The sequence below is a fragment of the Chryseobacterium sp. MYb7 genome, from assembly GCF_002979455.1.
Classification (GTDB): Bacteria; Bacteroidota; Bacteroidia; order Flavobacteriales; family Weeksellaceae; genus Chryseobacterium.
This window is the reverse complement of sequence record NZ_PCOU01000018.1, coordinates 60096-80315: the sequence shown is the minus strand read 5'-3', so window position 1 is coordinate 80315 and position 20220 is coordinate 60096. Positions and strand designations below refer to the sequence as shown.

17 protein-coding genes and 1 tRNA gene are annotated in these 20220 nt (G+C 36.6%); 12 read left to right on the top strand and 6 right to left on the bottom strand.

What is annotated here, in order from left to right:
- Positions 1-66 precede the first annotated feature (66 nt).
- Genes CQ046_RS14945 through CQ046_RS14935 form a run of 3 tightly spaced genes read left to right on the top strand, consistent with a single transcriptional unit; the run spans position 67 to position 2256 of the window.
- Complete coding sequence (locus tag CQ046_RS14945) at positions 67-1062, top strand: MsnO8 family LLM class oxidoreductase (RefSeq protein WP_105703039.1); 996 nt, start codon at positions 67-69, stop codon at positions 1060-1062.
- 25 nt (positions 1063-1087) lie between these two features.
- Positions 1088-1648, top strand: a complete 561-nt coding sequence (locus tag CQ046_RS14940) for an AAA family ATPase (protein WP_105703038.1) — start codon at positions 1088-1090, stop codon at positions 1646-1648.
- Positions 1649-1692: 44 nt separating this feature from the next.
- A complete protein-coding gene (locus CQ046_RS14935; RefSeq protein WP_105703037.1) occupies positions 1693-2256 on the top strand; it encodes a DUF6624 domain-containing protein in 564 nt (187 codons plus the stop codon).
- 82 nt (positions 2257-2338) lie between these two features.
- Here CQ046_RS14935 and CQ046_RS14930 read toward each other — a convergent pair whose 3' ends face one another.
- The 3 genes from CQ046_RS14930 to CQ046_RS14920 form a co-directional block, all read right to left on the bottom strand.
- Positions 2339-2677: a YciI family protein gene (locus CQ046_RS14930; RefSeq protein WP_105703036.1), complete on the bottom strand. Its 339-nt coding sequence runs from the start codon at positions 2675-2677 to the stop codon at positions 2339-2341.
- A 74-nt stretch (positions 2678-2751) separates the two neighbouring features.
- Positions 2752-3087: a nuclear transport factor 2 family protein gene (locus CQ046_RS14925; RefSeq protein WP_105703035.1), complete on the bottom strand. Its 336-nt coding sequence runs from the start codon at positions 3085-3087 to the stop codon at positions 2752-2754.
- An 88-nt stretch (positions 3088-3175) separates the two neighbouring features.
- Positions 3176-4312, bottom strand: coding sequence for a tetratricopeptide repeat protein (locus CQ046_RS14920; protein WP_123906633.1), 1137 nt, complete (start codon positions 4310-4312; stop codon positions 3176-3178).
- Positions 4313-4482: 170 nt separating this feature from the next.
- On the opposite strand from CQ046_RS14920, the gene CQ046_RS14915 reads away from it, so the two are divergent.
- The 9 genes from CQ046_RS14915 to CQ046_RS14875 all read left to right on the top strand — a co-directional run bounded on the left by CQ046_RS14915 (position 4483) and on the right by CQ046_RS14875 (position 17683).
- Positions 4483-4986: a DinB family protein gene (locus CQ046_RS14915; RefSeq protein WP_105703033.1), complete on the top strand. Its 504-nt coding sequence runs from the start codon at positions 4483-4485 to the stop codon at positions 4984-4986.
- Between the two features lie 74 nt (positions 4987-5060).
- On the top strand, positions 5061-6827 hold the full coding sequence (locus CQ046_RS14910; protein ID WP_105703032.1) for a S41 family peptidase: 1767 nt from the start codon (positions 5061-5063) through the stop codon (positions 6825-6827).
- 570 nt (positions 6828-7397) lie between these two features.
- Positions 7398-9560 carry a type VI secretion system Vgr family protein gene (locus CQ046_RS14905; RefSeq protein WP_105703031.1) on the top strand — a complete coding sequence of 721 codons (2163 nt, stop codon included), beginning with the start codon at positions 7398-7400 and terminating at the stop codon, positions 9558-9560.
- Positions 9561-9566: 6 nt separating this feature from the next.
- Complete coding sequence (locus CQ046_RS14900; RefSeq protein WP_105703030.1) at positions 9567-10826, top strand: tetratricopeptide repeat protein; 1260 nt, start codon at positions 9567-9569, stop codon at positions 10824-10826.
- Positions 10827-10844: 18 nt separating this feature from the next.
- Positions 10845-15614 (top strand): RHS repeat-associated core domain-containing protein, encoded by a 4770-nt coding sequence (locus CQ046_RS14895; protein ID WP_228406966.1) that lies wholly within the window; start codon positions 10845-10847, stop codon positions 15612-15614.
- Positions 15615-15620: 6 nt separating this feature from the next.
- Entirely contained in the window at positions 15621-16064 is a 444-nt protein-coding gene (locus tag CQ046_RS14890) for a hypothetical protein (RefSeq protein ID WP_105703029.1), read from the top strand.
- Positions 16065-16183: 119 nt separating this feature from the next.
- Entirely contained in the window at positions 16184-16723 is a 540-nt protein-coding gene (locus CQ046_RS14885; RefSeq protein ID WP_105703028.1) for an SMI1/KNR4 family protein, read from the top strand.
- A 163-nt stretch (positions 16724-16886) separates the two neighbouring features.
- Positions 16887-17381: a hypothetical protein gene (locus CQ046_RS14880; protein ID WP_105703027.1), complete on the top strand. Its 495-nt coding sequence runs from the start codon at positions 16887-16889 to the stop codon at positions 17379-17381.
- A gap of 217 nt (positions 17382-17598) precedes the next feature.
- Positions 17599-17683 (top strand) — tRNA-Ser (locus CQ046_RS14875).
- Between the two features lie 334 nt (positions 17684-18017).
- Here CQ046_RS14875 and CQ046_RS14870 read toward each other — a convergent pair.
- From CQ046_RS14870 to CQ046_RS14860, 3 genes are all read right to left on the bottom strand, one after another.
- Positions 18018-18341 (bottom strand): helix-turn-helix domain-containing protein, encoded by a 324-nt coding sequence (locus tag CQ046_RS14870; RefSeq protein WP_105703026.1) that lies wholly within the window; start codon positions 18339-18341, stop codon positions 18018-18020.
- 32 nt (positions 18342-18373) lie between these two features.
- Positions 18374-18814, bottom strand: a complete 441-nt coding sequence (locus CQ046_RS14865; RefSeq protein WP_105703025.1) for a transposase — start codon at positions 18812-18814, stop codon at positions 18374-18376.
- 332 nt (positions 18815-19146) lie between these two features.
- On the bottom strand, positions 19147-20181 hold the full coding sequence (locus CQ046_RS14860; RefSeq protein WP_123906632.1) for a hypothetical protein: 1035 nt from the start codon (positions 20179-20181) through the stop codon (positions 19147-19149).
- Positions 20182-20220 lie beyond the last annotated feature (39 nt).

The following is a 20220-nucleotide window of genomic DNA, read 5'->3' as shown; positions in this document are numbered from 1 at the left end:
CCAGCGGATATTTCTCCATTCAATAAAGCTTTTTTCATACCTTCACCATAAAATTGATTCAATAGTATGAAGCTGAAATTAGGGATATTAGACCAGTCGCCTACCACCATGGGCGGCAGTGCAGCATCTGCTTTGGAAAACAGTATTAATCTGGCTTTATTGGCTGAAGAAACTGGTTTTCACAGTATCATGTATTCCGAACATCATGGGGTAGAAGCTTATGGAAGTTCCAGCCCTGAATTATTAGCTGCGATTGTACTCAGTAAAACAAATCATATCAAGATAGGAACGGCCGGCATTATGATGCGAAATTATTCTGCTTATAAGATCGCGGAATGGACCAAAATGCTGTCAACCCTTTATCCTGAACGCTTTATTCTCGGACTGGGAAAAGCTCCCGGAGGATTGAAAGATGCGGTGATGGCTTTGAATAATCACAAACCTGTCATTCTATCCAATATGGAAACTAAACTGGAAGAGATTATTCAATTTATAAAAGATGAAAAAGGGATTTATGACGGATTGATTGCACAACCTACTCAAGTAAAACACATCCCTGAGATCATGTGGCTGGGCTCAGGAATGACCTCTGCAAAAGAAGCTGCAAAACATGGGATTGGCTATTCGTTTGCTGCTTTTATGAACAATGAGAACGGGATGGAAAATACAGAAGTTTATCTCAGAGAATTCGATGAGACTCAATATTTTTCTCAGCCTTCTTTACAGATTGCAGTGGCGGTATCAGTATCAGATACTTTTGATCAGGCTAAAAGGAATGCTTATGGTATGGCATATCAGTTTTTACAGTCACGGCAGCTGGCCAGTCCCAATGCTGTACTTTCCCCTGAAGTTGTAGAGCAAAGGATTTTGGGAACTCATGATGATGAAGAGTTTTTTACCATTTTGGATAGGATTATCATAGAAACACCAGAGTCTGTCAATCAAAAGTTGCAGCAGGTTTCAGCAAAATATAATACGGATGATCTCCTCATATTATGCAATATGCATCAGGAAGAAGATCGTATCAATACGTATAAAAATATCATTAACAATAATAAATAAGTTCTCCAGAATATAAGTGAAAACCATGAAGCAGGATAATTCAATAGTATATATCATGACGGGTGGTCCTGGAGCAGGAAAGACGACCTTGCTGGATGAATTAAACAAAAACGGACTGGAAACGGTACCTGAAGAAGGAAGGAAAATCATTAAGGAACAAATTGATTCTAATGGTGAAGGACTTCCATGGATAAATAAAGAACTTTTTGCAGAACTGATGTTTAAAGAATCTGTAAAATCGTACTTGAAAATAAGTCAGATGAACAATGTGGGACCTGTTTTCTTCGACCGAGGAATATTGGATACTCTTGGTTATATGAGGCTTGAGAATATTCCAATTCCGGCATTCATGGAAGCGAAAGCAAAAGAAATGGTGTATCATAACAATGTTTTTATTCTTCCACCATGGAAAGAAATTTACGAAAATGATCAGGAAAGAAAACAAACCATTGAAAAAGCGATTCTTACCTTTGAATGCATGAAGGAAATTTATCAGGAATACGGATACAATCTCATAGAAGTCCCGAAATCTGCAGTTGAAAGCAGAGCACGTTTCATCCTTGATACCCTTTCATATACTAATTAAATTAATTGCTTATCAATCATCAATCACCAATTATCATTTATAGTATGAATCATCTACCTTTTGAAAAAGAACTCCTTGAAATGGCTGATAAAGATCTGTCAGTAAGAGGAAAACTCTTGGAAGCAGGAGAATTATCCGGAGGTTATCATCCTGAAATGGAACGTATTCATAGAGCCAATGCACAACGTCTTCGGGAAATTATATTGGAAATCGGCTATCCTACCATTCCAAAAGTGGGTGAAAAAGCAAGTGAGGCTGCGTGGCTGATTATCCAGCATGCCATTGGTGAGCCTGAATTTATGAAAGAATGCTGCATTATGATGGAAGAGAGTGGTGGTGATATTAATCCAGCTAATAAAGCTTATTTATACGATAGGATTCAGGTTTTTCAAAGCAAGCCACAGAAATATGGAACACAGCTGACTGCTGAAAGAGCCATTTATCCTGTAGAAAATAAAGACAACCTAAACGAAGAACGTAAAAAGGTACATCTGCCAGCACTTTCAAAAGAGGAAATTAGCAATATTCCAGAGCCTGAAGAGATTCCGGAAATTGACAGTAAAGATGCCGGGTATGTAGTCTGGAGAAAAAAGGTAGGCTGGATTTAATAAAAATGCAGAATAAAGAAAATAGTTTTCGACTTAGGCTGCAATAACTTCCAACTCCTGGCTTCCATCTTCATACTTATTTTTATACCTTCAAAACTTCACGTACCTCAATATTACCTCCGATTTTAAAGATGGGATTTCCTTTTGCCATTTCTACTGCTTCATCTATAGACTCTGCTCTTATAATAATATATCCGCTGATAAATTCTTTGATTTCCGTATAAGGTCCGTCGGTTACAATATTATCCGGTTTTACAGTTTTTGCAGCTCCAGGGGCAGGCAGAAGAGTATTTCCTTTATCGACCAGTTTATTCTGAGCGGCAATGTTTCCCAACCAGTTCAGACGTTCCTGGATCTGTTCTGGAGAAGGTTTAAAGTCGGAAATATCTTTAAGTCTGAAGATTAATGCAAATTCTTTCATAATCTATATTTTTTTGTTATTCATTTTAATGACGATTGAAACATAAAAATGGAGACAAAAATCTTAATTTTATTTTAGTCTTTTAATAATGGTCTGGGATCAAACAACACTTTTAAGGTATGAATCTTTCCATCTTTAATCTGATACCATCCGGAAGCCTCTACTTCTTTTTCTCCCATGTCAATGGTATACCAGAAACATACATCTTCGCCGGATGTAAAAGCTTTCAGAATTTTGTACTTAAACTTCATTTGCTTCATATCTGTGATATAAACAGAAGCTCCTTCTCTTTTTCCAAGTACTCCTATGAATTTAAAGCCAGGATCAAGACAACTTTCTGCCTTGTCAAAATTTTCTTCATTTAAATATTGGATAAACTGTTCTGCTGTGTTTTGGCCTTTATTATTCATAAGTCTTATTTTAATTGTTAAATACAAATTTAGCTGGCACATATCATTTCATCTGTGATTATAATCACAAAATAATTCGTAATTTTTACTATTTTAAACCAGGGATTCTGCCTTTAGCATAAGCAATTTGTTCTTTTTCTTTTTCCTGATCCGGATTGTTTCTAAGATACAGCTGGTAATAAGTTGCAGCATTTTTAGGCTGTTTCAGATTGAGATCGTAAAGAAGTCCCAAGCGATAATAAATAATATTGCTCGTACCAAAAGTTAATCCTCTTTTATAAGCCGTCACCGCATCATTATACTGATTTCTGGATTCATAAATTCCCGCCAGTGCGGCATAGTAAAGAGTGGTATGATCTGAAATCGCTTCATCAATTGTTTTTTGAGCATAGATTGCAGCATTATTATAATCTTTCATTTCTCGATAGCTTAATGTCATGAAATATAAGGTGCCTTCGCTCTGCACTCCCTTCTCTTCCAGCATTTTATAAAGACTGATGCATTTCTGATAATCTTTTACATAAAAATAGGCCTGTCCCATATCATTCATCACATTTACATCAGTATGATTTTTCAGGAGTTTTTCACCAATTTCAATCACTTCAGGATACTTTCCCAACTGATTGGCAACCGGTAATAAAGCCTGTTGTAAAGTAAAGTTTTCAGGATCAGAAGCAATGGCTGTTTTCAGTACATCATAAGCTGGTTTAAATTGTTTGAGACTGCTGTAAGTCAGAGAAAGATCATAAGCTACATCCGGATCTGTAGCGTTCAGGGTATTGGCCTTTTTCAGATAATTAAGTTTAGACTCAGGAGTATCTGCATAGATGGCAAGCTGTTTATAAGCATTGAAATTAAGACTGTCCACCTGAATAATCTGATGAAGATATCCCTTGGCATTGGACGCATTACCACGTCTTGAATTAATACTGGCCAGACTGAATAGAGTAGGCAGGTTATTAGGTTGAAGAGTATTGATTTTCTGATAATTTTTCTCAGCTTCCGGCAGTTTACCGGCCATCATATTACAGTAAGCTATTTGAGAAAGGGCTTTTATATCCTGTGTATCGCCGGGATATATGCTCTGAAGATATTTTGCGGCATCGGCATAGCGTTGTGTTTCATAGTATTCAAGAAGTTTTTCAGTATCAATTTTTGCAGACTGAGCTGTGATATGGTTAAAACATAATAGAATAATACCCACACAGGTTCCTATTTTCATCATGGTTATTTTTTAACTAAAATATTGGATATTTAATAAGGTTCCAAATTTTATCCTCACTTATTGGGGATTTTTTTAATTTTATGAATAGTTTATAGTGGAAATCAAAAACTTCTCTCATAAGATTTCTTATATTCACTCTATAGAAAAGGATCAGACAAAGTTGAATAGATATGGAAATAAAAACTGTAGAATCATTTCTGGATTACTATAAAAAGATAAGAGAAAGGACAAACCGGATTATCGAAGTGGTACCTCCCGAACATATTGACTTCACTTATAAACCTGGAAAATTTACCATTGGTGATCAGATAAGGCATATCGCAACGATTGAACGGTACATGTATGGAGAAACTATTTCAGGAAAGAAAAGTGCTTATCCGGGATGTGGGAAAGAGCTTGCTGACGGTTATGAAGATACCGTTAAGTTTTTCAATGAAATGCATCGCCAGACCCTGGAAATCATCAGCGGAATGTCTGATGAAGATCTTACCCGTAAATGCTTAACTCCCGCCAATAATGAAATTTCTATCTGGAAATGGCTTCGTGCGATGATAGAGCATGAAATTCATCACAGAGCTGAAATTTATATTTATCTGAATCTTTTGAATGTAAAAACACCTCAAATCTATGGATTTTCTGCAGAAGAAGTTCAGGAAATGAGCATGAAATTATAGATTCAAAGGTGATGAATAAAGGCTGTTCGGTCCGTTGAGGTTAATTTGTATATTAGCCCATTCAAAAAATAATAATGACCAGACCTTTCATCATTCCTCTTGTACTGCTTTTAAACAGTGCATATGCACAGACTCATTCAGACCTGAAACCGGGAGATACATTAAAATATATTCCCAAGTCTCATAAACCTTCATGGATTTCGGTACAGTCCGGGGATGCAAATTTGGGGCTTGCATTGTTCATGGATGGAAAGAAACTGAAAGAACAGGATGATTCCAGAGGGATAAAAAGTGTTGAACGCTTCTATTTTACCCCTGAAAAAGGGAAAAAATATGAACTGAAAGTGTGGGCTAAGTCTTATGTTGAGAAAAGCAAAACAGCTAAAGTTTCCATTATGGAATCTAAAAATGTGGCAGTTTTGGATGGCCAGTTCACTTCTGAACAGTTTGTGGAAGACCTTAGAACATTCCGTTCTATCAGAGAAAAAGCAAATTCAGGATTGTATGTCTACAGAACCAAAGAACAGATAGATAGTATCTACCAGAAGGCAGAAGCAGACGCCCGAAACAGCAAAAATATTTTCGACTTTTATAAAGTAATAGCGAATGTTACCGGATTTGAAGGAAGCTGCCATAATTATACTGATTTGCCTAATCATGCTTCTTATTATCTCACCCAAAAACCGGAATATTTACCCATAACATTGAAGAATATTGACAGTCGTCTGCTTCAGGATTCAAAGGATGTAGCATTGCCTTTAGGTGCTGAAATCCTTTCTATCAACGGAGTTCCTGCCAAAGAAATGATTGGCCGTTTTTCAAAATACTATTTTTCTGACGGATATTCCATGCCTTACAAAAAAGCAACAGGCTTTGAAAGAGGGATGCTGGACAAATTTTATATAGAATTTGGTACTCACAAAAACTATGTCATCAGCTATCAGTGGAATGGAAATGTAAAAGAAATTTCATTGCCGGGAATATCATTGGAAAACTTTAAAAAGCTTCAGGATTCCAGACATTCATTGACTTTTGACAAAAAACTGCTCTCAGAAAAATACAGTTTTACTAAAGAAGGAGATGGACTATACCGTTTATCTGTGAGAGGTTTTGATTTTGCAACAGGAAAAGAAGATCCCGCCTATAAAAAATTCAGTGCTTTTCTTGATCAGATGATGGATACCCTGGAGCAGGAAAAAATAAAAGATCTTATTGTGGATCTCAGAGGAAATACCGGGGGTACGGGAGCTCTTTATGAAAAAGTTTTTTCTTATCTTACCCAGAGACCTTTTCGTGACAGCCACTATGCTTATACGAAGTTCAATGAAGTACCTATGGAAGAGAAACTGGTAATTACCTCTCTTTTTCTTTCCAACGGAGTGCAGGATAAGCACGGACTGAATGCTTATCTGAAACAGCTTTATCCTAAGAATGTTCAGGGAAAATATTATTGGGCAGATGATAAGAATCCTTCCGTTATGCCGAATGAAAGAACTTTTAAAGGACAGCTTTATCTGTTGGTAGACCAGCGTGTGGCTTCCGCAGCTTCACACTTAGCTTCACTGATTAAATCCTACACTAATGCAGTGGTGATTGGAAAAGAAACCGTAGGAGGGTATTATGAACACAACGGACATCTTCCATTGGTTTATGAACTTCCTAATACCGGAATTCAGACAGGATTTTCTATTGTTCATGTTATTCAGGATACTCAAAACCTTCCGGACCAGAAAAGAGGACAAGGGATTATGCCTCATAGTAAAATTCAGGAGACAGATCAGGAATTTTTGGATCAGACTGATGTTTATCTTAAAAAAGTATCAGAACTCAGAAAACAGTAAAAAGGATTTCATTTATTGAATCATTACATATAATCCAGCTGCAAATAATCAATTTACGGCTGGTTTTTTTGTTGTTAAATTATAGCGTGATTTTAAATTATATCTTTTTTTAGTGATAAATTTTATGTTTTTATTTATTAAAAATTGTTAAATATCATTCTGGTAGATAGGTATTTATTTCTTTTTTTTAATCATTTATTTTGGAATTATTAATGAAAAGTCGTAGAACTACTACAAATTTTCAGATTAGCTTCTGAAAATTTTTTGAATAGAAATTACCGTTCTATCTTTGTAATACCACCAATCTAATGACAAAAAAATTAATAATGATTAAAACTTTCATCTCATAACGATAAATAGAGGAGAAATCCCGAAATTCAACAGGGAGTAAAGGGGATAAATTTTCTGCTTTACCTTTTTAACATTACTCTATACCCTGTTTTGATCTTAATATCCGCATTTTATTTTTCAGAATGAAAGCCGGATAACGAAAATGTATCTGAATGTTTTAATTCAGGTAGGTTTTAGCCTTAAAAAATTTGACACTCAATCAATCAAAATATTACAATTATGTTTCAGGACGATCATTCACCCAAAATGCCTGTTTCAAAAGATAAAATCCCAGCTGCAGATAATATAAAACAAACGTTGAAAGATAAAGCTGTAAGCAAAGCTGCCAAGGAAGTCCAGGAAAAATCGAGCGGAACCGTTAAAAAAGCAACTGAAAAAATGGTTCAGGCTCAAGCCTATACAGGGATGGTTCAGAACGGTTCCCAAATGTTTATGAATCAGGTTAAGCAGCCTAATCCACCCACATTGGTAGAGGACAAAGTATGGTCTAAACAGCCTACTTCCGGAATTTACAATGCCAATACTATTCCCGGTAATCAAGTAGCGGGAATCAACCGTGTGGTAAAACTTGAAATTGTGATTGACGGAAAAGTGATCAAGCATTTCAAGCATTTTCAGTTAAAACAAAGTGCTGTAAAACATCATGAATTTGATCTGATGCTGGCTCACGATATTTTAGGAAGCTCAGAAAATCATAATCTGGAAGAAGCTCAAAACTTTCTGGGAAAAAGAATTACTGTAATTTTCAAATATAAAGACGTTGAAGATGGCCCGGAAAGAAACTTTGTTGGTGTAATTACTGAAGTAGGTTTTAGCCAGGAAAAAGGGAGTCTGGGAAATATTGTTCTTACAGGATCAAGCCCAACAGTACTTTTGGATGCGGCTCCTCATATTCAGAGTTTTGGCGGAGCACAGGAAATCAGTCTGAACAGTATCGCAGATCAGGTGATTAAAGAAGGTTTAGGACAAAACTCCTTTGATTTCAGAGTAGATGCAGCTCACGGAAATGTTTCCTACAGCTCACAATATGAAGAAACCCATTACAACTATCTGGCAAGAATAGCGGAAGCCTATGGAGAACAGTTTTATTATGATGGTGAAGTGCTTCATTTCGGGAAATTGCCACCTCAGGAAAAACCAGTAAAACTGACTTACGGAAGCAGCGTAAGCGATGTAAAGATAAAAATGAAAGCCCAGCACGTGAATCCATCATTTTATGGCTATAACAGCAGTAAAAATGAAAAATTAACCGCTGGGAATTCAAAAATAAATCATACTTCGGATATTGCTAAAAGGGCTTATGAAATTTCAGAGAAAACCTTTACCACTCCTTCATTAAGAGTGGCTCCGATAAAAGCAACGTCTTTTATGGATGTGGAAAATTCCCAGAAAGGAACAGCCGGAAGCAAAGCCTCAGAAGTATTTGTTATTTCAGGGATTACAACAGTACCTTTCCTGTATCCGGGCTGTATTGCTGATATCGAAATGAGAAAAGCAGAAAGCAGTGAAACCACATATTTCACAAAACTGATGATTGTAGATATGCAACATGAAGTAGATGCAAGAGGGTATTATACAGGAACTTTTGAAGCCATTGCTTCTGACACAGGATTTATTCCGCGCCCGGAGTTTCAAACTCCAAAAGCAGATGCACAATTTGCTAAAGTAATTTCCAATACAGACCCTTTAAACCAGGGAAGAGTGAAGGTACAGTTCGACTGGCAGAATGGTTCTACCACTACAGAATATATCAGAGTAATGACTCCAGATGGCGGTGGAAGCGAAAAGGTAAGTAAAAATCGTGGATTCATGGCCATTCCGGAAGAAGGAGATCAGGTTGTAGTCAATTTTGCCCATCAGCATCCTGACCGTCCGTTTGTGATGGGAGGAATGTTCCATGGTGGAGTCGGCGGCGGTGGCGGAGCCGGAAATAATATTAAAAGTTTAAGCAGTAAAAGCGGCCACACCATGAGCCTTGATGACGGCGGAGGAATTACGGTAAAAGATAAAGATCAAAACTCTGTCTTTCTGGATGGAGCAGGAAATATCACGATAGACAGTAAGATTTCTATTACTCTGAATTGCGGAAGCAGTTCCCTTTATATGGATAAAGACGGAAATATTCAGATCAAAGGAAAAGAAATATTTGTACAGGGAATTAATATCGGAGTTGGGGGAACATCGAGTATTGGAGTGGGTGTAGGACCTGAAGACGGTGATCCTACTTCAGGAATCGGAATCAAATCAGATACTCTGGATATCGGAACCAAAACCCTTTCCATGAGAGGTGATACTGAAGCCAACCTCAGCAGTGGAGGAAAAATAAATGTAGGAGGCGGAAGTGAAACAAATATTGTAAGCGGAACTGTAAAACTGAATTAAAAGAAAATGAATCCTGTAGACCTGGAGCTGGTAAAATTAAAAAGACAATGGCAGAAAGTCGTTTCGAAAAATGAAGAAAAACCTATGCTGATCTGTATAGGAGAGAAACATGAAACCGATCTTTTTGATGGATTTATCAAATCTAAACTTTCTGAAGACGAAGAAAGTGATGATGTTTTTTTACTCCATTATCAGGAATTTAACGGAATGAATTCCTTCGGACAGACTTTATTGGATGAATGGACCGAGTTCTATGAAATGCTGAAAAAAAGTGAAGAAAATATTCCTCAATGGGATTTGAAGAATCCGGAAAAAAAATTTAAAACAGATGCTTATAAAGCCTTTTATCCTCTGCTGGAATTAAAGAAAAACTTCCCGAATATTCAGCACTCCAAGATTTACCTCTACATTGCTCCGCTCAGGATCAGTGATAAAGAAGAGTTATCTCTATGGGTGAAAGAATGGTGCAGCATCTGTGCAGCATCAGAAAATAAAGATATTACACTGGTATGGGCAGAGCATCACACCTACAGAACGTTGTCACAAATTCCTTCAGCACATAGTTTCAGGGTAGAAGTGGATATTCATCAGCTGATGCAGAATACAGCGGTACATACCAACCGGAAGAAAAACAGCCCGGATACAGACTTTCAGCAGCAGATTCTCGTAGCGAGTAATCATTTAAGCAAAGAAAGATTCAAAGAAGCAGAACATGCCCTGAAAACAGCGGTGAAACTGGCCAAAGAACAAAAGAATAAACAGGGAGAAATCTCAGCCTATTTTATGCTTACACAGGCTTACACCGCAGATAAGAAAAAAGACCGTGCAGAAGATACTTACAGAACGATATTGGAAGAAGTAATGACGGATTCACCTTTGGAAGTTCAGATGTTGATGAATTATGGAAGTCATCTCTTAGGAAATTCCCAAAAATCCAAAGCAGAAAAAATATTTGAAAAAGCTGCAGAAACAGCACAGAAAATAGGAGAGTATGCGATGGCTATTGAATGCTGCAGAATCATCGCAACACTGAATGATACTGTTTTGACAAAAGATAAAATGATAAGGTATTTTGAAAAGTGCCTTGATATCGCAAAAGTAATGGAGCCTTCAACCAGAGAACAAAGCAGTCTGCGGTTCGTAGCCTCAATGCTGATTCTGAAATACGAAGGCGATCAGGATAAAAAAACAAAACTGGACAATGAAATGAAGGCGTATTTTGGTGATGACTGGAAGGTAAGTGTAGAAAGGCCAAAAGCTGAGTAATCTCAAATTAAAAGAATCATGGCAGATCTGAATAAAAAAACAGTAAAACCCATCAAGGTTGAAAAACCGAATATGAATCCGGACCGCTCGCTGAAAGTGAATGCAGACGTTACCTCAGTAAGCTGGGACAAAACTACGCAAGGCTGGAAGAACGGAATGAAGAATAATGTTGACTCTCTGAATCCGGTTTCCATGGCTAAATCCATTGCAGGTGGAGATAGCGCTCAGCCAGCAAAAAGTAGTGGCGGAGGTGGCGGAGACAGTGCTGTAACAGCAGAAAAAGCAGCTCCGGAAAGTAAAGTAAAGCTGATCAAAGTCAATACACCGGCAATGCCTTCCACTGCCATTCAGCATACAAGCAAGCATTTTGATATTGTGCTGGCGATTGATATCCACTGGACATTGATCCCGCCGCCGCCTTCATTTATGCTGATTCCGCTGCCTTTGCCGCATCCGTTCATCGGGATTGTATTTGATGTTATGGATTACATTACGATCACTATCCCGATTCCTCAGTTTGCAAGAAATCTCATGCCGTCACTTCCGGAAAGCATTCCGATGGGAGGCTCAATATATGTTCACGGAAGACATAAAGCAACCACTACGACGAGTGTCATGGGAGTGGTAATTCCGTTCAGACATGTCACCTCATTGATTCCGGTATATCTCATTCCTTTTCCTCAGGAAGCTCCGCATGAAGGAGAAGTATATTACGGCTCTCAAACCGTTTTAGCGCAAGGAAGTAAAATGAGCGGAAACCAGCCGCAGCAGGTACTTACTTGTATGGGGTTTCCTTTCGGGATGACCATGCTGCCTGCCATGCCGGACAAACCAAAGAAAAACCCACTGGCGTACTTCGCCTTCTATAATAATTTTTCAAGCATGTATATCCAGATCAATACGGGTGGACCTGTATTGGTGGGAGGAGCTTTCGTTCCCCATGTTTATACTCCCGGAGAAATGCTGATGCGTCTTGCTGGGATGTTTTTAATGAGAAGCCTGACCAAGAAAATAGGAAAACTAGGGGCTAATGGTTTAAAAAAACTGAATAATAGTGTCCTTAAAAAAGCTCCATTCAATAAATTCAAATTTGCCAATGCCCTTTCTAAGAAATTATGCCACTGGGGATTGGAACCTGTTAATTTTGCTACAGGTGCCATGGTTTTTGAATGGGATGATTTTGAAATTCAGGGAAGCACTCCTTTAAAATGGAGAAATATGTGGCACAGTGACAGACCTTATGATTTTGGGCCTTTAGGAAACGGGGTCTTTAATAATCATGATCTGTTTATCCTTCCTGAAGAAAATAATAAGTTTGCCGGATGGATGCATCCTTATGAGAATATTGCCATGCTAATCCCTGCACCGGAAATTGGCGAAGAAATGACCTATTTCAGAGATCAGAAGATATGGCAGTACAGACCAAGCAGCAGCATTTGGGTTATTCGCAAAGGAACCGATATCTACACATATAAACGTTTCCATCATATTACAGAAGGAACCATCTACAAAGTAGTTCGTATTGAATATGGTGACGGAACAATCCGGGAATACGAGTATGAAGACAGGAATATTGTCCTGAAAAGTATCAAAGATGTAAAGAGTGGATTCAGTATAGAAACCGTTATTCACCCTGAATATAAAAAGGTAACAGAAGTTTATTACTGTTATAAAAAACAGAGAGATCTGCAGGTTCGCTATGATTATGATGACCGCGGAAATCTTACCCATGTCTGGGATATTCATAAAAAGGCAATTGCCTTTGAATATGACGGAAACAATAAGGTGGTGAAAAGAACTAACCGAAATGGGATGAGCTATATCTGGAACTATGATAAAGAGGGAAGAGTAATTCATACTAAAGGAGTAGATGGGTTTATGGAAGGGAATCTCCATTATAATGAGGAAGAAGGTTTTACAGAAGTAATATATCCAAAACAGAATAATAAAACCGAACGCTATTATTACGATGAAAACTTTCTTGTTTATAAAAAAATAGATGGAGAAGGTGGTGAAACCTGGTATGATTTTACAGCGAACAACGAGTTGAAAATGATAGGAACTCCGGAAGGAAGAGTTCAGGGGTATACCTATGATGAAATGGGAAATATCAAGATTTTCCATAGTTTTGATGGGGAAGAGTATCATTATCAGTACAATGAATTTGGACAGGTTATTGCGCGCTTTTCACCATCCGGAAGTTCTGAAACATGGAGTTATGATGAAAATGGAAGATTGATTAGTCATACAAATGCAACAGAAGAAAGTGTCTATTATGAGTATGCCGAAGAGGAAAGACTTCCCGAAAGAAGCATAAGAGAAAATATTACAACATCTTACGAATATAACAAAAGAGGCCAGCTTATTCAGCTGACCAATGCAATGGGAACTGAGCAATATTGGAAATATGATGAGTATGGAAGATTATTGGTTTTCAGTCCAAAACCTCTAAACAGAGTCCTTTGGAACAGAGATAAAATGGGAAGGGTTGTAGAAGTGAATGAACAGGGGCAGCTGCCTTTAAAGCTTCGTTACGATGCCTATGATCTTCCGATTTATGCTACGGATGGACGCGCAGAATGGCTCATGAGTTATACCCCTATGGGAAGTCTGAAACGACAGGTGCGCCGGAATGCACTTACGGGTAAAAAAGAACAAACCCTGGCTTTTGGATATGATGCTTATGAAAACTTAATGAGCATTACCAATGAAAAAGGAGAAGTCTATTCTTTTGAAAGAAATAATAATAACGAAATCATAGGTGAAACCGGCTTTGAAGGCCAGAAAAAATTCTTTGTTCGTGATAAAGACGGATTGGTTACCCAAAGAAGAACCCCTCACGGGAAGAATATTTTTTATGAATATGATTTAGCGGGAAGAATAACGCAAACCCATTATCCGGACGGAACCTGGGAAGCCTATCAATATGACACTTCAGGGTTATTAGTTAATGCAGATAATGAAAATAGCAGTGTTGCCTTCCAAAGAAATAAATTAGGACTGGTTACCAGTGAAAAACAAGGCGAACATTCCATTGAATATGAATATGACAATCAAGGGAATTTGGTGGGTTTAAAGAGCAGTTTGGGAGCCGAAATTGACTATAGCTACAATGATTTTGGACAGCTTAGAACAGTTACTGCTACCAACCGGATTATTGAAGTTCCGTGGCAGATGAGTCTTCAGATCAGTCGGAACGGGCAGATGTATTCCCGTGAAATGACTGGCGGTGTAGAAAGTACTTTTGAATTCGATCATCTCGGAATACCAGTAAGTCAGAAAGTAATGGTGAATAAAAACAATACCAGTTTCCATAAAGATTACGACTGGGGAGTAGGAAACCGTTTGCTGCATATGCTGGATAGGGTGACTGGCGGAAGAACAAGATTTGATTATGATGCTTTTGGAAGCCTTGTGACCGCTGAATATTCCACTGGAGAAGTACAGTACAAAAATCCGGATGCCACAGGATGTTTATATGAAAGTGCCAAACGTACGGACCGTATTTATAACAAAGGAGGGCAGCTGATGCGGGATAAAAACTGGTTTTATCATTATGATGATGAAGGTTATTTGCTGTTAAAAAGCAAACGACCGATCAATAATGTGAAGCCGGAGCGTACAGAAGATTCCAATAATATGCATCCTTACTATAAAACCATTGCTTCAGACTGGTTAAGTAATCCGAAAATGCCGGATGGAGCTGATTTACCTAATGTAAATGAGGAGGTTTCAACAGGAGCCCAAAACCAGGAATGGTTTTCAGGAGATTGGGCTTATTCCTGGACTGCCAGCGGAATGCTTGCTAAAGTAAAACGCCCTGATGGTAAGGAAATAAGCTTTGAATATGATGCGCTGGGAAGAAGAACTTCAAAAATTGGACTCAAGAAAATAACTCGTTATATTTGGGATGGTAATGTCCTTCTGCATGAATGGAATTACGCTACAGAGGAAGATCCTATTACGGTTGTAGATGATGAAGGAAATGTTATTGCAGGCAAAGAACCTATGGAGAATGTGGTGACCTGGGTATATGAAAGAGGAAATCATGTGCCGAGTGCGAAAATAGAAGATGGTAGAAAAGCATCCATTATTTTAGATTATATAGGGAGGCCTGTACAGGCTTATGATGAAAATGGAGGTCTAATATGGAGCGCAGAATATGATATCTTTGGAAAGTTTAAAGTCTTTAAAGGAAATCAGCATTTTATTCCATTCAGACAGCTTGGACAATATGAAGATTCAGAGCTCGCAGGCCTTTATTATAATAGGTTTAGATACTATGATTCTGAGAGTGGGAGATATATCAGCAAAGACCCTATAGGTTTTGCGAGTGGTGAGCCTAACTTCTATGGGTATGTAGATGATAGTAACAGAAAGGTGGATATTTTAGGATTAATGCCATTTGATCCCAAGCCTATTACCTCTGGTAGCGTTTTTAGAGGCGTGAAATCTGGGCAGGCTCCTTTTTTTCCTAGCTCAGGAGATATTGCACACTTTAAAAATACTGGAACAATGCCGGGACTTTCTACAAAACCTAAGTTAAATAGTCAGGCAACTAAGTTTTTTGAAAAAATTGGTGTTAAAGATATTTTAGAAATTGACACAGAGAAATTGAGTAACTTGGAAGTAATTCAGGATGGAAAGGAACACGCAAGTGTTAAACCAACTGATGATTATCTGGCACGAAATAATATGAGCATGGCAGAAGCTTTAGACGATTGGAATGCGAAAGGAGAATCACATCCACTTAGTATAGAACTTTCCAAAGCGGCAAACTATAAATAAAATCCAATGAATTTAAAATCATTCATCAGTAATGAAATTTTACGAACAGAAAACGAGATCAATACTTTTTTACTTAAAAACGATGTAGAATCATTAATAAAAAAAGAAGTAGTTTATGGAAAAAGAAACAACTTTATCCTTCATTCGCTTGAAGGAGGTAAAAAAGAAATATTTACATTTTCTATATCATATACATTTAAAGAGGACATAGAAGACGAGAGTGGTCAAAGACCTAATGATATCACTTTAAGCATCATATTACAAATCAATGATAATAAGAATTATAAAGTTAATCAGGAGATCACTTTTGGGACTGAGCTAGATGATATTGAATTCGAAGTAATAAATATTAATGATTTAGCCATTGTAAACTTTGAGCAAATATTTAATTTTGATGAACTTAGGAAGGTTTTTGAGGTAAGTATTGTGAATTTTATTAAATTATTATGATAACATCTTTGTATGGGAATGTCCTTTGCATGAATAGAATTATGATGTTGAGTGCAGACTATAAAAGGTTATTTATAGATAATGAAAGAGATGTCTCATAAGGGGTGTTTGGTTTAACTATGGAAAATAAAGAATTTAATTTAGAAATAGTCGGGACACCTACAGAATTTGGGAATCTTACAGAATTAGAAAGTTTTAGGTTTTCAAATGGAAAAGGATTTCCTGAATCTTATAAAAAATTTGTGAAGCAATATGGATATGGGGTAGCACTTGAAGAATTTCATATTTATCTGCCAATGGAAAACTATGGAGATTCTTTATTTGTGAGAACAGAAGGAATCAAAAATACATACATAGATGATGTTAATAATGATGATATTTGGTTTAGTATTGAGCCAGATGGTTCTCCTGAGTTATTAAAAAGGGTATTTCCCTTTGCTTCAAGTGATAATGGCTTGTACCTTTTTTGGGATCCGGAATCAGACGTAGACAACGAATTCAATATCTATTTAACCGATTTTAGAGGAATTGGTTTTAGAAAAATTGGGCAATCTTTGTATGAGGCTGTAGATAATTTAACCGGGAGTAACTTCAAAGAATTTTTACGATTTTCCAGTGAACCTCTGGCAAGAAGTTTTACATGTTTAAAAAAAAAATAACATAAGAATAATATTTTCCCCCAATAATAAATGTACCAGGTGGTCAATTAAAAAGGGAGATGTTTAATGATAACTTCAAAATTTTAAAAATCAATGATAATATTACCATTCATGTAGCTTTTTCCTTTATAAAATATTTAATCCAAATCCAATCCAAATATATATGAAGAAAATATTCTCTGAACTTAAAGGGTTCGTGGTATTCAGTCCGCAGTTATTGGCAAAATATCTGGAAGAAAATCATCTTCAGGACAATAATATTTTAAAATATTTCGTAGAAAACGAACATGGAGATAAAATTACACAATCAGGAATTGCTATTCCAATCATAGGAGTAGAAGAAGATTACTATGCATTTCGGGTTTCAGTGAACGATGAAAAGATTTTGAATGATGATGAAGTAGAGGTGGAGTCGCGAGGCTGGGTGTTTCACACCGCCAACAATGAAGTGAAAATTGTAGGCATCGGCTATTTAAAAGATATCGCCTCTATTAATGATGAAAATTGCATCACTTTTTCCTTAGAAAATGGTTGGTATTCCTTAAAAATACTGGGTGGAAATAAAAATGGCGAAAGATTATTTGAACTGAATATGCAAAAACAGGATATGCATCCGGTTTTTAGCGGAGATGTCACTACAGAATATTACTATGGATAAAATATATTTGTGAAAAATAATATTGAAGAGAGAATATTGCCTATTTTAGGGTAAGTGGCTGATGTTGAGTTTTTAATATTTCTATTTTGAAAGTCTGAAAAAATTGAGTTTTCTTTAAAATTACGGAAATGTAAATTTTATTGAAAAAATATTTTGTCAGTAATAAAAAACTTTCTATATTTGCACCACTGAAAACAATGGCACTGCCGGAGTTAAAGGAGAGTTGGCAGAGTGGTCGATTGCGGCAGTCTTGAAAACTGTTGACTGTAACAGGTCCGGGGGTTCGAATCCCTCACTCTCCGCTTAGAGAGACGCTTATTTTAAGCGTCTCTTTTTTTGTATAAATAATCAATCTTATATCCCTTGTTTTAAGTTGATTATGTGCTAATATACCTATCATGGTAAGGTTTGCGATGATTTTATGTATATCGTAAATCGATCAATAGATCCAGCTTATTATCCAATATTCCAGATGCGAGACTTCCATCAGTGATAACTTCATTAAGTATTTAAATACGTATAGGTTTTTTAAAGAGACTCTGTCAACCTTACCAAAATTTTAAGATTGCTAAAATTTAATCCCAAACCTAGGCTCGGGATTAAAAAAATAAAGTTCTAAAAACGCTAACATATTTTTTAAATATTAACAAAAAATAGTCTTTTCCATTTGGTTATTGTATTTCGGCTTAAATTAAAATGTTTGGCCAGCTGAATGTTATTCAATCCTTTTTTCTTCTGATATGTCAATATTTCTAATATTGAATTTTTATCATAGGAACGCAGCCGCTGATTGATAATTTCGGAGTCTGATAATGCAGAATCTAATAAAAGCTCATTCAGGTGGATAACATCCAGGATACTTAAACTTTCTTTCTCCAAAATAGGTTTGCATAATGCTAATTTGTCAGGATATTTCATTATAATCATATCCTTATAGATCTTTTTATAATCGGGGGGCATACTTATCGTTTTTATAATGAAAATATGTATGGTTATGAACCAAGCTTATTAGAACTGTTTTTGCTGATCCATTTGTATAGAGTAGTCTTAGGTATTTTATAATCATTCATGATCTCTAGTTTTGTCTTTTTACCACTTGATATTAATTCCAATATAAAGTGTATGACTTCCCGGGTGTAAATATGCTTTCTGAAATCTGGAAGTCTTGACTTTCTACTCTTAGAATTTTTTTTATTTATATTGGAGGGTGGAGAATACAATATCAAATGCTGGCTGTAAATTCTGAAAAAATCATATTCCAGCAATTTACTCCACCGAAGCAAAAAGGATGTATTGATTTCTTTACTTTCATACATTTCCGAGATCTCCAGCTCGTTTATATCGAGGAAATTACAAATCCGCTCTATATTGATATCCAGATCATTAACACGCGATTGGATAAGTTTTCCTATATGTATATCTTTAAAATCCATTTATTATAATTTTTTTGAGGTAAACAAACTCCCTCGGATCCCCCTGATTATAAATTAAAAAAAGAGAAATGAGAGAGTTTGTAAAAGGAAATATTTAAAAACAATATTTATATACGCCGAATTAAAAGTTCCTTTTGATAGAATCAATGTGCTTATAAGAATCGTTTTTTCAAAATAATTTCTAATTGATATTTCTGGAACAAATAGCATTCAATTGATATAAAGGATGCCAATTTTTCACATGATATTTGGATTTTAGAAAAATTAAAACTGTATAATTAAAGCTATTATTATACTATAGAAATTGATTGAATTAAATATTCTGATTAATTTTATAATCCTGATGGAGCCGGGGCACTGCCTGCTGTTGTTCCTCCAAGATTTGCCGTCACATCCGAAAGTGACTTAACTTGTGAGTTATTAAGGACAAGACAATATATTGTCCATGTTCCATTATTAGCAGATCCACCACCACTATAATCTGCTGTAAGTCTCCAGGTTCCACCAGAGATAAATGCGTTAACATTAACCGGATTGTATGTGTTGGCATTAGTACTGGTTATAAATTGCTCACTAAAGCTGCTTCCAACAACCACTACTGTGTAATTGGTTGTAGAAATATTAGTATTAAAATTGCTTATCCAATCTTTATCAACATTGCTTATTACGTACTTTACATAGTTAAAAGGTTTAGTGTTGGTGGATGTACCTGCCACCATTACCTCTCCCGTACTGTCATCTCTTACCAATGTAGATACAGCAGAAGATGATGTTGAACTAACGGTTCCAATCCTCAGTTTACCATTTACATCCAGTTTTTGTGCTGGGGAATTGGTTCCCACACCAATCCTGTCGTTTGTGGCGTCAACACTAAAAGTATTATTATCAAAATTAATGGCATCAGTTCCTGTTGCCGTTACAGCAAGCTTATTAGTCGCTGTAACTCCTGAAATAGTAGTAGCTTCGGTAAGAGTACCACCCAATTTTATGTTGTTACCAGACATTGTAAGCCCGTTATTTGCACTGTAAGCAGGTGCCGTATTAGAGTTAATAACTTTCTGCCAAATAGTTCCGTCAAAATAATAATAACCTGCAGCAGTGATGTTGACAGTTTTAGCGGTTGATGAAGACACTGCAGCTGTCGCATAAATTAAAGTTCCTGTCTGGTTTGATCCGTATTGTGTATCAGCAGCCTTAATCTGGTCTCCTGTAAGTCTTGGAGCAATTACCCCTTCCGGTGTACTGCCGTTTGTGGTTTTGGCAGTGACATCCAAAGTAGCCTTTGGGCTGGTGTTGTTAATTCCTACTTGTGCAAATGCAAGTCCTGTAAAAAGCAGGCCTGCTATTAAAATAATTTTCTTTTTCATTTTTTTCATTATTTAAGTTTGATGCCATAGGCATTCTAT